At 45.0% G+C, this 13,522-nt stretch carries 17 protein-coding genes; 9 read left to right on the top strand and 8 right to left on the bottom strand.

Going from position 1 to position 13,522, the window contains the following annotated elements; all coding sequences use genetic code 11:
• Together DCO17_RS07230 and DCO17_RS07225 are read left to right on the top strand one after the other, a co-directional pair.
• Nucleotides 1-1,149, top strand: coding sequence for an aminotransferase class V-fold PLP-dependent enzyme (locus DCO17_RS07230; protein WP_173956074.1), 1,149 nt, complete (start codon nt 1-3; stop codon nt 1,147-1,149).
• Between the two features lie 155 nt (nt 1,150-1,304).
• Nucleotides 1,305-1,562, top strand: a complete 258-nt coding sequence (locus DCO17_RS07225; protein ID WP_173956073.1) for a protein tyrosine phosphatase — start codon at nt 1,305-1,307, stop codon at nt 1,560-1,562.
• Between the two features lie 24 nt (nt 1,563-1,586).
• Here DCO17_RS07225 and DCO17_RS07220 read toward each other — a convergent pair whose 3' ends face one another.
• A complete protein-coding gene (locus DCO17_RS07220; RefSeq protein WP_173956072.1) occupies nt 1,587-2,561 on the bottom strand; it encodes a DMT family transporter in 975 nt (324 codons plus the stop codon).
• Between the two features lie 6 nt (nt 2,562-2,567).
• Complete coding sequence (locus tag DCO17_RS07215; protein ID WP_254598734.1) at nt 2,568-3,524, bottom strand: NAD(P)H-hydrate dehydratase; 957 nt, start codon at nt 3,522-3,524, stop codon at nt 2,568-2,570.
• On the opposite strand from DCO17_RS07215, the gene DCO17_RS07210 reads away from it, so the two are divergent.
• A complete protein-coding gene (locus DCO17_RS07210) occupies nt 3,523-4,938 on the top strand; it encodes an MBL fold metallo-hydrolase RNA specificity domain-containing protein (RefSeq protein WP_173956071.1) in 1,416 nt (471 codons plus the stop codon). The two genes, DCO17_RS07215 and DCO17_RS07210, sit on opposite strands and share 2 nt — an antisense overlap.
• A 17-nt stretch (nt 4,939-4,955) precedes the next feature.
• On the opposite strand, the gene DCO17_RS07205 is transcribed toward DCO17_RS07210, so the two are convergent.
• Together DCO17_RS07205 and DCO17_RS07200 are read right to left on the bottom strand one after the other, a co-directional pair.
• Nucleotides 4,956-5,693, bottom strand: coding sequence for an ABC transporter substrate-binding protein (locus DCO17_RS07205; RefSeq protein ID WP_173956070.1), 738 nt, complete (start codon nt 5,691-5,693; stop codon nt 4,956-4,958).
• Nucleotides 5,694-5,820: 127 nt separating this feature from the next.
• The gene (locus DCO17_RS07200) at nt 5,821-6,024 is read right to left on the bottom strand and encodes a hypothetical protein (RefSeq protein ID WP_173956069.1); all 204 of its coding nucleotides are present in this window, start codon (nt 6,022-6,024) and stop codon (nt 5,821-5,823) included.
• A 170-nt stretch (nt 6,025-6,194) separates the two neighbouring features.
• On the opposite strand from DCO17_RS07200, the gene DCO17_RS07195 reads away from it, so the two are divergent.
• The 3 genes from DCO17_RS07195 to DCO17_RS07185 are packed head-to-tail and all read left to right on the top strand — an operon-like array spanning nt 6,195 to nt 8,836.
• On the top strand, nt 6,195-7,052 hold the full coding sequence (locus DCO17_RS07195; RefSeq protein ID WP_173956068.1) for an LOG family protein: 858 nt from the start codon (nt 6,195-6,197) through the stop codon (nt 7,050-7,052).
• A gap of 42 nt (nt 7,053-7,094) precedes the next feature.
• The gene (locus DCO17_RS07190; protein ID WP_173956067.1) at nt 7,095-7,607 is read left to right on the top strand and encodes a hypothetical protein; all 513 of its coding nucleotides are present in this window, start codon (nt 7,095-7,097) and stop codon (nt 7,605-7,607) included.
• Between the two features lie 11 nt (nt 7,608-7,618).
• Nucleotides 7,619-8,836: a BaiN/RdsA family NAD(P)/FAD-dependent oxidoreductase gene (locus tag DCO17_RS07185; RefSeq protein ID WP_173956066.1), complete on the top strand. Its 1,218-nt coding sequence runs from the start codon at nt 7,619-7,621 to the stop codon at nt 8,834-8,836.
• Between the two features lie 18 nt (nt 8,837-8,854).
• Here DCO17_RS07185 and DCO17_RS07180 read toward each other — a convergent pair whose 3' ends face one another.
• Nucleotides 8,855-9,622 carry a TerC family protein gene (locus tag DCO17_RS07180; protein ID WP_173956065.1) on the bottom strand — a complete coding sequence of 256 codons (768 nt, stop codon included), beginning with the start codon at nt 9,620-9,622 and terminating at the stop codon, nt 8,855-8,857.
• 62 nt (nt 9,623-9,684) lie between these two features.
• On the opposite strand from DCO17_RS07180, the gene DCO17_RS07175 reads away from it, so the two are divergent.
• Nucleotides 9,685-10,662, top strand: coding sequence for a Bug family tripartite tricarboxylate transporter substrate binding protein (locus tag DCO17_RS07175; RefSeq protein ID WP_173956743.1), 978 nt, complete (start codon nt 9,685-9,687; stop codon nt 10,660-10,662).
• On the opposite strand, the gene DCO17_RS07170 is transcribed toward DCO17_RS07175, so the two are convergent.
• Complete coding sequence (locus DCO17_RS07170) at nt 10,659-11,048, bottom strand: group II truncated hemoglobin (protein ID WP_173956064.1); 390 nt, start codon at nt 11,046-11,048, stop codon at nt 10,659-10,661. The genes DCO17_RS07175 and DCO17_RS07170 overlap by 4 nt on opposite strands.
• 124 nt (nt 11,049-11,172) lie before the next feature.
• Between DCO17_RS07170 and DCO17_RS07165 the strand changes: the two genes are divergently transcribed.
• Nucleotides 11,173-11,703: a phasin family protein gene (locus DCO17_RS07165; RefSeq protein ID WP_173956063.1), complete on the top strand. Its 531-nt coding sequence runs from the start codon at nt 11,173-11,175 to the stop codon at nt 11,701-11,703.
• Nucleotides 11,704-11,761: 58 nt separating this feature from the next.
• Here DCO17_RS07165 and DCO17_RS07160 read toward each other — a convergent pair whose 3' ends face one another.
• Nucleotides 11,762-11,995, bottom strand: a complete 234-nt coding sequence (locus DCO17_RS07160; protein WP_173956062.1) for a TIGR02450 family Trp-rich protein — start codon at nt 11,993-11,995, stop codon at nt 11,762-11,764.
• A 19-nt stretch (nt 11,996-12,014) separates the two neighbouring features.
• Entirely contained in the window at nt 12,015-12,281 is a 267-nt protein-coding gene (locus DCO17_RS07155) for a hypothetical protein (protein WP_173956061.1), read from the bottom strand.
• A gap of 177 nt (nt 12,282-12,458) precedes the next feature.
• On the opposite strand from DCO17_RS07155, the gene DCO17_RS07150 reads away from it, so the two are divergent.
• A complete protein-coding gene (locus DCO17_RS07150) occupies nt 12,459-13,508 on the top strand; it encodes a fumarylacetoacetate hydrolase family protein (protein WP_173956060.1) in 1,050 nt (349 codons plus the stop codon).
• Nucleotides 13,509-13,522: the final 14 nt, after the last annotated feature.

The raw sequence follows: 13,522 nt of genomic DNA, 5'->3' as shown, positions 1-13,522 counted from the left end.
ATGCCAGGCTTACTCCCTAATGTTGATCCAGATGGATTGTTAGAGTTCTCAGTCGTCTACACCGACCGTTCTTTGAACCATATGTCTGAAGAGTTCAAGCGCGTGATGGTTGATATCTCTAGCGTATTGAAAGATGCATACAACGCAAGCTCAGCGGTAATCGTTCCCGGCAGCGGTACTTTTGGTATGGAGGCAGTTGCGCGCCAATTCGCTAATAAGCAAAAGTGCTTAGTCTTGCGTAATGGATGGTTTAGTTATCGTTGGACGCAAATTTTTGACTTGGACAATATTGCCAGTGAGGTTTCAGTACTCAAGGGTCGTCAATTGGATAACTCTGCTCAAGGTGTATTTGCGCCTGCTCCAATTGAAGAGGTTGTCGCCTTTATCAAGAAAGAAAAGCCTGCAGTAGTTTTTGCGCCGCACGTTGAGACATCTGCTGGAATTATTCTGCCGGATGACTACATTAAAGCTGTGGGCGAAGCAGTGCGTTCCGTAAATGGATTGTTTGTATTGGATTGCATCGCTTCTGGTGCGATGTGGGTTGATATGAAGGCCTGTAATGTTGATGTATTGATTACTGCACCTCAAAAAGGTTGGAGCAGTTCTCCTTGCTGCGCTTTGATTGCCTTGGGTGATCGGGCTCGTGAGCGTATTGATGCAACCCAAAGCAGTAGCTTCTCTATGGACTTAAAGAAGTGGTTGCAAATCATGGAAGCCTATGAAAAAGGCGGTCATGTTTATCACACTACAATGCCTACTGATGCGCTCAAAATTTTGCGTAATGTAATGAAAGAAACGCAATCACTTGGTTTTGCTAATCTCAAAGCAAAACAAGTGGAGTTGGGCGAAAAAGTACGCAAGCTTTTAGAGTCAAAAGGTTATCACTCTGTTTCAGCTAAAGGATTTCAAGCTCCAGGCGTAGTTGTTAGCTACACCACAGATCCGGATATTCAGTCAGGTAAGAAGTTTATTGAATTAGGATTGCAGACAGCAGCAGGTGTGCCTTTGCAATGTGATGAGCGTCCGGATTTCCGTACATTCCGCATCGGTTTGTTTGGCCTAGAAAAGCTGGGTCATGTAGATCGCACAGTGGACCATCTTGCTGGCGCTCTAGAGAAGATCAAAGAAACCCAAACTCAACCAGCATAAAGTCAGCGAAATATAGTTGAACTAAAGGCCATCCTTGATGGCCTTTTTATTTACCTCCGAAAAGGTTCACTGGACTAACAAAAATCATAGATTTGGTATTTATCTACATTTTTTAGGTATTATGTGCGCATTAATAAATCTTTTTGGAGTACTGCATGATTTCTCGTACCGCTCGTTTGGCTTTGGCATCGCTGGTTACAGCCAGCATTGCTTTGTCACCACTCTCAGTTTTGGCAGCTGATCCTGCGCCAGTTTCAGCACCTGAGGTAGCTCCAGCACCAGTTGCGGCACCAGCGGATAAAGCGGATACAAAGAAAGTCAAGAAACAGGCTAAACAGCAGAAGAAAGCAGAAAAGAAAGCGAAGAAGAAGTCCAAGAAGAAGGCTAAAGCAGCAGAAGCCGCAGCTCAGTAATTCACTTCTATTGCTGAGTCATTATTAATTTAATGGCTCAACATCTAGGTCGCCCGACTTTTCCGAGTTCGGCGACTTTTTTGTTGGCGGATCATTGCGCACTAGTAACCACATTGCAGCGATTACCAGAATCATGCCGCCGATTTGCATGCCTGTAATGGGCTCAGACAATACAAAGTAACCCAAGAAAATAGTTGAAACTGGTCCGAGGATACCCGCTTGTGCGACCAGTGGTGAGCCAATACGATTGATTGAAATCATAATCAATAACATTGGAATCACAGTGCACAAGCTCGCGTTGAGCAGGCTGAGCCAATAAATCTCCGCAACTTGTTCAAAGATCGCGCTCGGGTTATGAAGGGTAGATTGAATAACGCTAAATACCATTGAGGCTGAGCTGGCATAGACCACTAGGCGCACGCTGCCAATACGTTTGACCATTTCGCCTGAGCCAATCATGTACAAGGCATAACTACAAGCACTGCCAAATACAAGCAACATTCCTAGCCAGGCATATAGTCCTGTTGAGCTGGCGTCTTGAATAAACACAACAAAAACACCGAGGTAGCCAACAATTAACGCGTACCACTGCATGCGAGAAATGGGCTTGCCTAAACCAAAGTAGGAAATTAATAAAACAATGGTGGGCGTGAGGTAGAGAACAATACGCTCTAAACCAACAGAAATATATTGAAGGCCTAAAAAATCAACGTAGCTCGAGAGAAAGTAACCGAGAAATCCCAGGAAAAATAGCTTGCCACGGTCGAGCCAAGTAATGGGACTCATGGGTTTTCTTCTGGCCTCCCACCAGAAGATCATTAAGAACAGTGGTAGGGCCATGAGCATGCGTAAAGCCAATAAAGTTTCCGCATTTGCGCCATACGTAAAAGCTAACTTCACCAATACGGCTTTACCAGAGAACAACATGGCCCCAATAGCAGCCATCAAAATGCCATAAAGGTAACGTTGGTGGTGATGTGCAGAGCTGACTGATTGCATGCTGTTTTATAACAGGTTATTCAGAAGAGTTCGCATCTCAATAATGGTCTCTGATGGGGTAAGGCCAATAGGACCAGTTCCTTTTTGCATTAGGCTATCTGCAGCGGAGGCGTGCAATTGGACTGCTACGCAGCTTGCTTCCCAAAGATTTAGATGATGGCGTACACCTTGGGCAGTAATGGCGCTAATGCTGCCAGTTAACACATCTCCCATTCCGCCAGTGCCCATACCTGGGTTGCCTTGTTCGCATTGGAGTATGTCTCTATCTGGTGCAGCAATTAAGGTATGTTGCCCTTTAAGAATGACGATGGATTGAGTTAAGGAAACAAGTTTTTTAACGGCACTTACTCGATCTGTCTGAATATCGGATATCAGTTGACCAAGTAGTCTTGCTGCTTCACCCGGGTGGGGTGTTAGAACAGTTTGACCTGGATAGTGTTGGTTGCGAAGTTGTAGGGCGTTTAACAATTCAGATGAATCAGCAATAAGATTTAGAGCATCGGCGTCAATCACCAATGGAATCTTTTCGGACTCTAGACAAGCTTTAAGCCATTGGGTCGCAAAATGAGAGGTTCCTAGTCCAGGACCAATAGCCAGTACATCTGGCAAGCTTTGCTTTAATGATTGCTTTGGATCTGTATTGGCCAGACGAATCATCAGTTCAGGTTGCTCATGGTCTGCGTGTGCGGAGGCAGGATCAAGCATTTCAAGAATGGTCCAGCCTGCTCCAAGATGTAGACATGCATTTCCTGCAAGTAGTAGTGCGCCAGCCATGCCTGCTGAGCCGCCCACCAAAATCACTTTGCCAGCATGGCCCTTATGTTCCTCAGGAGCACGGCTTAGGCGCGAGATGAGTCCTAATGCACTGAGCGTATGTGGCTTGCTTGGCATAGAGGTCATTTGAGTATTGTGGTCTTCATTGAGTGCTTGAGCTAATTGTAAGAGAGAGTATTCTGAGGGCATGAAGATTCAGTTTTTAGGCGCGGCAGGCGAGGTGACTGGCTCCCGACATTTGGTTGAGGCCAGGCTCGCTGACAAAGTACATCATTTCATGGTGGACTATGGAATGTTTCAGGGTGGACGCGAGGCGGGCAATAGGAATCTAGAGCCCATGCCCATAGCGCCACAGGATTTGGATTTCGTTGTTCTTACGCATGCGCATATTGATCACAGTGGGTTACTGCCTCGCCTATGTGCACAAGGATTTAAGGGCCCCATCTACTGCACTAAAGCAACATACGAATTACTAAAGATCTTATTGCCTGATAGCGCGCATTTGCAGTTGGCGGATTTAGAGCGCGCAGAACGAAAAATGAAACTGGGTAAGTGGCGCGGCGAGTTGCCAGTGACTTTGTATTCTCGAGAAGAGGTTGACCTAGCTCTTACTCAATTTGAGGTCTTGGAATATGGCCAGATTCATGAGCTCATGCCAGGAATTCATCTGCAGTTTCAGAATGCGGGTCATATCTTAGGGTCCGCCATTGCCGTGATTGATGTGCAAGAGGATGGTGCTCCAAAAAAACGTTGCGTCTTTTCTGGTGATATCGGCATGAAAGGCAAGGTGCTAATGCCTGATCCAGATTTGATTGCGAAGGCTGATGTGGTTGTGATTGAGTCAACCTATGGCGACCGATTGCATCGAGGTTTGAGCGAGACCGAACAAGAATTCATTGAAGTGATTCAATCGACAATGGCTAATCAGGGGAATGTCGTTATACCCGCATTTGCTGTAGGTCGTACCCAAGAGATATTATTTATTCTGATTGATTTGGTCAGAAGAAAATTATTGCCTCATCTATCCGTTTGGGTTGACTCACCCATGGCAACTGCCGCAACGCAGCTGACTGAGCATTACTTCTCGCAATTGGATTCACACTCCCAGTCAACATTAAGTTGGTATAAAAAGAATCCTAGCGCAGTAGACCTGCGATTTATTGCAGATGTTGAAGAGTCAAAAGCGCTCAATAAGATCAAGGGTGGCGCCATCATTATTTCTGCGAGCGGTATGTGTGATGCTGGACGAATAGTGCATCACTTAGCGAATAACTTGCCTAGAGCGCAAAATGCGATTGTGATTACTGGTTTCCAAGCATATGGAAGCTTGGGTCGTCGTTTGGTGGATAAGGCTACTAAAGTGAAGCTGTTTGGTGAAGAGGTGGTCGTCAGAGCCTCGATACACACTATCGGAGGTCTCTCGGCTCACGCTGATCAAGCAGGCTTATTGGATTGGTTGCGTGGTTTTCAGTCACCGCCAAAGACTGTCTTTGTTGTTCATGGTGAACCAGAATCAGCCTCGGTGTTAGCTCAATGTATTCGTGAGGAGCTGAACTGGAAAAATGTGATCATTCCAGAGCGACTCCATTCGTATATTTGTTAGCTGCTAGACGCTAGTCTTTACTCGGCTACCTTGGCGCCTTCAATGTGATGGCGTTGCATTGCCTGCGCTACAAACCCTGATTGCTTAAGCTGGGTAATGATTTCGCTTAAGTAAGCAGTCGTGCTTTCGTATTGAGGCCTTGCTTTTGGAATGCCAATTGCTTGATTAATTGCCATAAAGCGACCAGGAAGCATGCGCAATCCAGTATATCGCTTTGCATCGCTCTCTAGTTGCTGCTTTACACCTGCAGCAACGTTGCCTTTGCCAGACATAAAGTCATCTACTACTGCCTGAGAGCTTGCCGCCCTCAAGAGGCTAGCGTTCTTAATTTCACGAGTGAGAAAAAGGTCATAAGCACTCCCTTTGCCGACCACGATTTCATTGCCGACAACATCCACTTGTTCGTTCGCTTTGAGGGGGGAGTTTGCTTTCACCATATACGCTCCTTCAATCTGAATATAGGGCGGGGTGTAGCTAATATCAGCACCACGTATAGGATCAATGGCAACAAAGACTAAATCAATGTTGCCAGTCTTAATGGCGTCGACTGTGTTGCCAGCAGTCTTAAATGGAATTAGTTCAACAGGTAAGCCAGTACGCTTGCCGATTTCGCGAGCGATATCAATGGTCACACCTTGTAATTGATGGGTTACTGGGTCTTCGCCTGCCAGAATTGGGTTACCAAGATTAATACCAACTCGCAAAGTGCCTGTTGGCGCAAATGAAGAAAGCATGGTTGCATTAGCGGTATTCATAGTCCGAGTACTTTGACTGTGGCAAATAGAGGAAAAGCAAAATAGCAGAAAGGAAAAAAGAATTTTTTTCATGCGGTGAGGATAATAAAACCGCGGCGGACCGCGGTTTTGGTGTGCTTAATGAATATTACTTCTTAGCATCAGCGGCAGGGGCTGCGGCTGGAGCTTCAGGAGCAGCAGCTGGAGCATCCTTTTTCGCTTCTTCAACATGAGTTGCTTCTGCGCCATGCTTTTCACCGCTCATATCAACGTTGCCGTCGCCCTTGAGGAGTAGGTAGGCAGTAGCACCAATTAACACCAGTACCATAATGATGATTGAACGATTGCTCATGAGGGTTTCCTTCAGTTTGGTTGAAATTGAGTCAATATTAACGCTACTTGGAGGCATGGTAAATCTTTGGGGGCATTTGCCTAAGGATAACCTCGCTAAACTAGGTATTAATACTGATTTTTGTGATGTAAATAGTAAGATGAGATTACATACATGTTGAAGGTAGCAATATGAGTCCAAAGCTCCCGGTAAATAATGCGCAGACTATTACTGAGTTTTTAAATCTGCATAAAGCGCAGACCTCCGAAGAGGAGTCTATCGATTCATATAAATTCGCTTTTGATGATGAAGCATTTTTATCCCGTAGAGAAACTATAGGTATACGTTTCGAGCTGGAGTTGCTAAAGCCCGAGATTCTTTTAAAAGAACATGGGATAGAGCACACAATTACTGTATTTGGCTCTACTCGTTTTGTTAGTCGCGAATCAGCGGAGGCGCTCGTTCGAGAGGCAAAGACTCCTGCAGAAAAAGCAGAGGCCGAAATAGCCCTGATTCATAGTCAATACTATGAATCGGCTAGAGAGTTTGGTTCGCTCGTCGCAAGCTATAACAAAACACAGAAAGAGGACGCTAATAAGTTACATATTTGTACTGGCGGTGGCCCTGGAATTATGGAAGCCGCCAATCGTGGGGCTTTTGAGTGCGGCGATCAAACCATTGGTTTCAACATTAGCTTGCCAAGAGAGCAGTACCCCAATCCATATATCAGCCCAGGTTTAAGTTTTCGCTTTCATTACTTCGCTCTTCGCAAGATGCACTTTATGTTGCGTGCTAGAGCAATCGTTGCCTACCCAGGTGGCTTTGGTTCATTTGACGAGTTGTTTGAAGTGCTGACGCTCATTCAAACCAAGAAGGTGGTGGGCATTCCGGTGATATTAGTTGGTAAATCCTTTTGGCATGAGATGGTGAACTTTAAAGAAATGGTGAGGTTCGGTGTCATCGATGAAGACGATATGCACATTATTCATTTTGTAGAAACTGCCCAAGAGGCGTGGAAGCTAATTCAAGATTGGTACCAGTTGGCCTGATATCGTTCTCGGTAAAATGCTGAAAACACTCTTTATATCAATATGAACTCCTCCCATCTTAGTATTGCTACCGCCATGGATTTACCCGGATATTTTATGGGTGGCATCATGCTTTTAGTCGTCATGGTATTTCATGGGGCGATATTGCTACAGATTGCAAAACGCTATGAAGTAAAAACGTTTGTTTTGCTTGCTGACAAAAAATATTCCGAAGTCGGACTTTGCTTTTATGTCAGCGTGCTGTGTTTGTTCTTAACGCATATCGCTGAGATATTGCTTTGGGGTTTGGCGCTATATGGGATGAAGTTGTTGCCCGCTTTAGGGCAAAGCATTTTGTTTAGTGGAAGCACCTACACTGCGATGGGCTTCATGGAAGACATCTTGCCTGATGGCTGGAAAATGCTGGCGGTGATTATTGCTTTCTCGGGTATGTTTTCCTTTGCTTGGACTGCATCTGTCATGATCTCGATGACGAAAAACTTTCGTCAAGCTTACGCCAAGCTTCACATGAAAAAACTCAATGTTTCCTCTGAGATCATTGATCGTTTTGAGTAGCGCCTACTTCAATGAGTAAAACATGGGATGCCATCATTATTGGTGGCGGGGCAGCGGGCTTATTTTGTGCAGGGGTTGCTGGTCAACTTGGTAAGAAGGTTCTTGTCGTAGACCATGCTGCCGTTCTAGGTGAAAAGATTCGGATTAGTGGTGGCGGCCGGTGTAATTTCACGAACCTGCATAGTGGCCCGGCCAATTTCTTGTCACTCAATCCCCATTTTGTTAAAAGCGCATTAGCTAGATATCCGGCCGCGGAATTCATCAAACTGATTCAGTCGTACCGCATTGCTTATCACGAGAAACATCAGGGGCAACTCTTTTGCGATGACTCTGCTAAGCAGGTTGTTGAAATGCTCATATCTGAGTGTGCTCGTGGCAATGTTGCCATTCGTCATCCAGTAGTAATTGAATCGATTGCCCAAGAGGGTAATCAGTGGCTGATCAATACCAATGCGGGGGTTGAAAAATCTAAATCGGTAGTCATGGCGACGGGTGGACTACCTGTGCCAGCTATCGGGGCAAGCGCGTATTCACTAGATATTGCCAAGCAATTTGGATTGAATGTCATAGAGCCTCGACCTGCTCTAGTGCCACTGTCATTTACCGCGGAGACCTTTTCTGGTCTGAATGAGCTTGCTGGGCTGAGTGTGCCCATCGGGATTGACTCAGGATCAAAGGGCTCAAGATATGGTGCTTGCCATTTTAATGAAGATGTTTTGATAACCCATAAGGGTCTGTCGGGACCCGCAATTTTGCAGGCAAGTAGTTATTGGGTCGAGGGTGAGCCCATCCGAATTGATTGGCTTGCAAATCTTGACCAGTCTGGCGCAGTTCGTTGTGATGAGATTTTTAATGATGATGAACTTCGACTGAAGCTAACGGAAACAATATTGGCTTCTCTAATGCCGCAGCGTTTAGCCAAAGCCTTTGCAGAGCAATGCAGTCTAAATGGACGCAAATGGGTAGAGGCATCCAAAAAAGATCGCCAAACACTAAAAGAACTTTTAACAAACTGGTCTGTTAAGCCTGCCGGCACTCTAGGTTGGAAAAAAGCAGAAGTAATGTTAGGTGGCGTAAGCACCAAGGACCTCGATAGTCAAACCATGATGTCACGCAAACATCAAGGTCTGCACTTTATTGGTGAGTGTGTAGATGTTACTGGGCACTTAGGCGGCCACAATTTCCAGTGGGCATGGGCTAGCGGTTTCGCTTGCGCGCAAGCCATTTAGTAAATACTTTATGAGCGCTTAAGCTTGAGCTTTGCGCTTTTTCTTTTCTCTTGAGCGAATGTTCAGTAGTTCAACTGCTAGTGAAAAGCCCATTGCAACATAAACATAGCCTTTGGGAATATGTACACCCATGCCTTCGGCTATGAGCACTACGCCAACTACCGTCAAAAACGATAAAGCCAAGACCTTAATAGAGGGGTGATGGTGCACAAAGTCGCCAATTGGCTTGGCTGCAATGAGCATAATCAAAATTGAGGCAATGACTGCGGCAATCATGATGCTAATTTGATCGACCATACCAACGGCGGTAATCACGCTATCTAGCGAGAAGATGATATCGAGCAAGCCAATCTGCAGAATAGAGCCCACAAACAAGCTGAACATGGATTTGTTGACCTTGTGTGGGCCATCGGGTGAAATCTCATCATCATGTTCGCCTACTTCTACTTCGGTATAGATTTCTTTAGAGGCCTTCCAGATGAGAAAGAAGCCACCAAGCAACAAGATGAGGTCTCTACCGCTGATTGGATGATCAGAAATGGTGATGAGTGGTGCGGTTAAGCTCATTACCCAAGATAGGCTCAGTAACAGAAGTATCCGAGTGCCTAGTGCAAACAATAGACCAAAGCGACGTACTTTTTCACGAATTTCAATGGGTAAGCGATTAGCGATGACGCTAATAAAGATAATATTGTCTATGCCGAGAATAATTTCTAAAGCTGAAAGTGTGAAAAACGCGATCCAAGTATTGGGGTCGCTTAATAAGAGTAGGGCGCTTTCCGTCATATTCTCATTCAAAAAGTCGTATTAAGATAAAGTGTATCGAACTTAATTAAATTGTCAGGATGATGCTCAAGCCCACACAAACTATCAGGATATTATTTCTTGCGATTGCTCTTTTAAATCCGTTCTATGGGGTTTGGGCGGCTTATCCAGAAAAGCCCATTAAGATCATTATTGGTTTTCCAGCGGGCGGGCCATTAGATGCGCACATTCGATTGCTCAGTGACAAGCTGCAATCAATTTTGGGGCAACCGGTGATCGTGGATTACAAGGCGGGCGCAGGTGGCGCGGTTGGAGCGCAATTTGTGATGCAGTCTCCTGCTGATGGTTATACCGTACTGCTAGCCAATACGGGGACGATGGTAATTAACCCAGCTATTTATTCAAAGTCGCCTTATGACACGCTAAGAGATTTTCAGCCGATTGCTCGAACTGCTCAACAGCCTTTAGCGTTGATTGTGAATAAGGATGTACCTGCAAATACCCTCAAGGAATTTATTGCATATGCAAAAGCCAATCCAGGTAAATTAAATTACGGTTCAGCTGGTAATGGCGGCATCTCACATTTAGTTCCAGAGATGTTGAAAAATGAGACTGGGATTTTCATGGTGCATATTCCATTCAAGGGAAGCGCGCCAGCATTCACGGACTTAATCGCGGGGCATGTGCAATTTATGGCGGAGTCCGTTCCGCAAGCTGCGAACTATGCCAAACAAGGTAAGGTTAAGGCATTGGCTGTTACTAGCGCTAAGCGTAATCCCGCTTTACCAAATACTCCAACGGTGGTCGAGACGGGCGTTGCTAATTTAGAAGTTGTTGGTTTCTACGGCATTCTTGCTCCCAAAGGAACGCCGCCTGAAGTGGCAAATCAACTCAGTCATGCCTTTAAGGAAACCTTAGAGTCTCCTGACATTCAGAAGAAGATGGTTGATCAAGGGGCGGACCCCGCATACTTAAACCCCGATCAATTTAGTAAGTATCTCGCCGCTGAAATGCCAAAGTGGGCAAAAGCGGTAAAGCAAGCAGGGGCAAAGTTAGATTAAGGCGCTTGATTGCGCATCCAATTGGCAGTGTTGAAAAACGATTCTTCTAGCTGCTTAGCAATATTGCCTTCAATCCCGCACTCTTCCATTGCGCGATACATACATGCAAGCCATTGGTCGCGCTCACTAATGCCGATCTTAAATGGCAGATGTCTAGCCCGAAGCATGGGGTGTCCATATTTGGGTGAGTAAATATCGGGGCCACCCATCCAGCCAGTTAAGAAAAACTTGAGCTTTTCTCTTGAGGTGGATAAATCTTGGGGATGCATGGATCGAATCCCCTGAAATTGAGGTTCTAGTGCCATTAAATCGTAAAAACGGTCGACTAATTCATTAATCTTGTCGACACCCCCAATGGTCTCGTAAATGCTTTTTCGTAAGCTCATATCATCATTTTAATGCTTTAAATTGGTGGGGAATTAAGGGAATTGGCAGGTCGTTCATTTCGGTATAGAGTGGATACAGAAGCTTTAGTAAACCCCCTAAACCAAAGGTAGATAGGAGTTAAAAATGGATGCAAAAGATTTACAAAAATGGCAACGTGAAAAAGCTAAAGAGTTGTTTGATTATTCGCATACTCTGTTAGAAGCGGCAAAGAAACTTAGCGATCACCATATGGCTGAGATCGAATGGGGCATGAAAAACGCATTGGATAGTGCCAAGTCTGCCGCGAAAAATGATTTAAATAAATTAAAGAGTTTGCAGGAAGAGGCTGCTAAAGAGGCGGCTAAGCGTGCTACTGCATATCAAAAGAAAGTAAAAGCGGTATTGAAGGAGTTAGGCGAAGGTGCTGCAGATGAAACTGAAAAGCATCTAGAAAAAGTCCGCAGTTCTTTGGTGAATTGGCTAGAGGATGCTGAAAGTAAAGTGCCAGTTCATGCCGATAAGTTGTCAAAGGTGGTAAATGAAATGTCAGTGGCTGGACAAAAGATGTTTAAAGAAGGTCGTCGTATCGTGAACGAGGTAGCAGAGGCTGCTGAGAAGAAAATTGATGATGCGGTCAAGAAATCTTCTACCCCCAAGAAGAAAAGCGGAGAATAGTTAATTTATTCCTCGAATAGCTAGCCGCCTCACATACCATTAGTATTGAGGTGGTTTTTTATTTCCAGCCTTGTAACCATTCTTCCTTATTCAGGAGATCACGCCAGGCAATTTGACGCATCTTTTTGCTATAGACGGCTTCGATTTCGACAAACTCAATTTTTTCTTCGGGCGTCTCGGGCAAGATAACTTTGCTCACTAAAAAATGCTTTTGTTTAGCAATTGGATGAACTGCGGTCCACTTACTAAGTAGTAGCTTCTTGGGATTAATTTTGTTGGGTGCAGTATTCATCAAAAGCAAAAGCGCAACTTTATAAGGCTACACATTGATACTCTTTGCCTTGCTGTATCAGTAAACCAGTTTTAGGAGAGAAGGCGGTGCTGGACTGTTCGGTTTGATTTGAGCAGGCAGGGTCAAAGAAGCTTTGATTTCCTAAGCTGCCGCAGTATTTCAATTGAGTTCCTTGAAATTCCATTTGAGCCTTTCTCAGCACCATAGGGATTTTGGCTTCGCCAGCCGATTGGCAGTTCCAGCTTGTATAAGTCTCGCGCTCGCAGGCGGTCAGGCTTATCAACATAGCCGTACAGCTTAGCATGTGCGTTATAGGGTGACGTTTCAGATGGGACATGGCTCAAGAATAGCCAAGTTTTGGGTTTTATGCCTCATGCATGGGTTTGGTATTAAGATTTACGGCAGATACCTTGTTTTCTAATAGACAAAATCTAAATATAAAAAGCTAAATAAAGGAGACCTTGTGGATACAAATCGTAGAGACGCGCTGAAATTAAGTGCAACCGCCGCTTTGAGTGGCATGATCATGACGAATGCGCTTGCCGCTACAGAGGGTCAGCCACCAATTGTGGTTGAGCCCCTCACTGGAAAAGCGGGTTTTCGCATTGCTAACTACTTGCCAAAGATGGGTGCTACATCTCGATTGGGTTTGGTTACCAATGATGGCTTGGTAATTGATATACCGGCAGAAGCAAAGCGTCAAAAACTACAACTCTCATTTGACCCAACATCTATGATCTCATTGGCAGGTTCTGGCAATAAAGGCCTTGTAGAACTCGCAGCACTGTTTAAGAGCCGCGGCTCAAATCTGCAGAATGTGAATCAAACTATCTTGTTGTCACCGATTCCAAAGCCTCAGGCCAACATCTATTGCGTGGGCTGGAATTACTTGGATCACTTTGAAGAAGGCTTAAAGCATCGTGCTGATAGTGCAGTAAAAGAATATCCAAAGGTGCCAGTGTTCTTCTCAAAAGGCACGCAAACAATGAATGGTCCTTTTGACAATATTCCTTATGACGCTGGCGTTTCCACGATGATCGATTGGGAGGCTGAGCTAGCTGTTGTTATTGGCAAAAAGGGTAAGAATATCTCTGAAGAAAACGCAATGGATTATGTCTTTGGTTATTCAGCTTACAACGACACAACAGCGCGTGATATTCAGCAAAAGCGTCACTCAGGTCAGTGGTTTAAAGGCAAGAGTATTGATGGTCATGGGCCGATGGGGCCATGGGTGGTGACGGCTGGGGGTGTTAATTTAGAGGACACCAGAATTATTTGCAAAGTAAATGGTGTTGAAAAACAAAATGCAAGTTACAAGCAAATGTATTTCAAGATTCCAACAATCATCTCTGAGCTTTCACGGGGCTTAACACTCTTGCCGGGCGATATCATCGCCACCGGCACTCCATCTGGAGTAGGAGCGGGCAGAACTCCTCAGGAGTTTATGAAACCCGGTGACATTATGGAAACCAATATCACCGGCATTGGCATCCTGCGTAACCGGATTGGTTAAACTGCGACCAATAG

The sequence above is a fragment of the Polynucleobacter tropicus genome (assembly GCF_013307225.1).
Classification (GTDB): Bacteria; Pseudomonadota; Gammaproteobacteria; order Burkholderiales; family Burkholderiaceae; genus Polynucleobacter; species Polynucleobacter tropicus.
The sequence above is the reverse complement of the archived record's forward strand: the minus strand, read 5'-3'. Positions and strand labels throughout refer to the sequence as shown.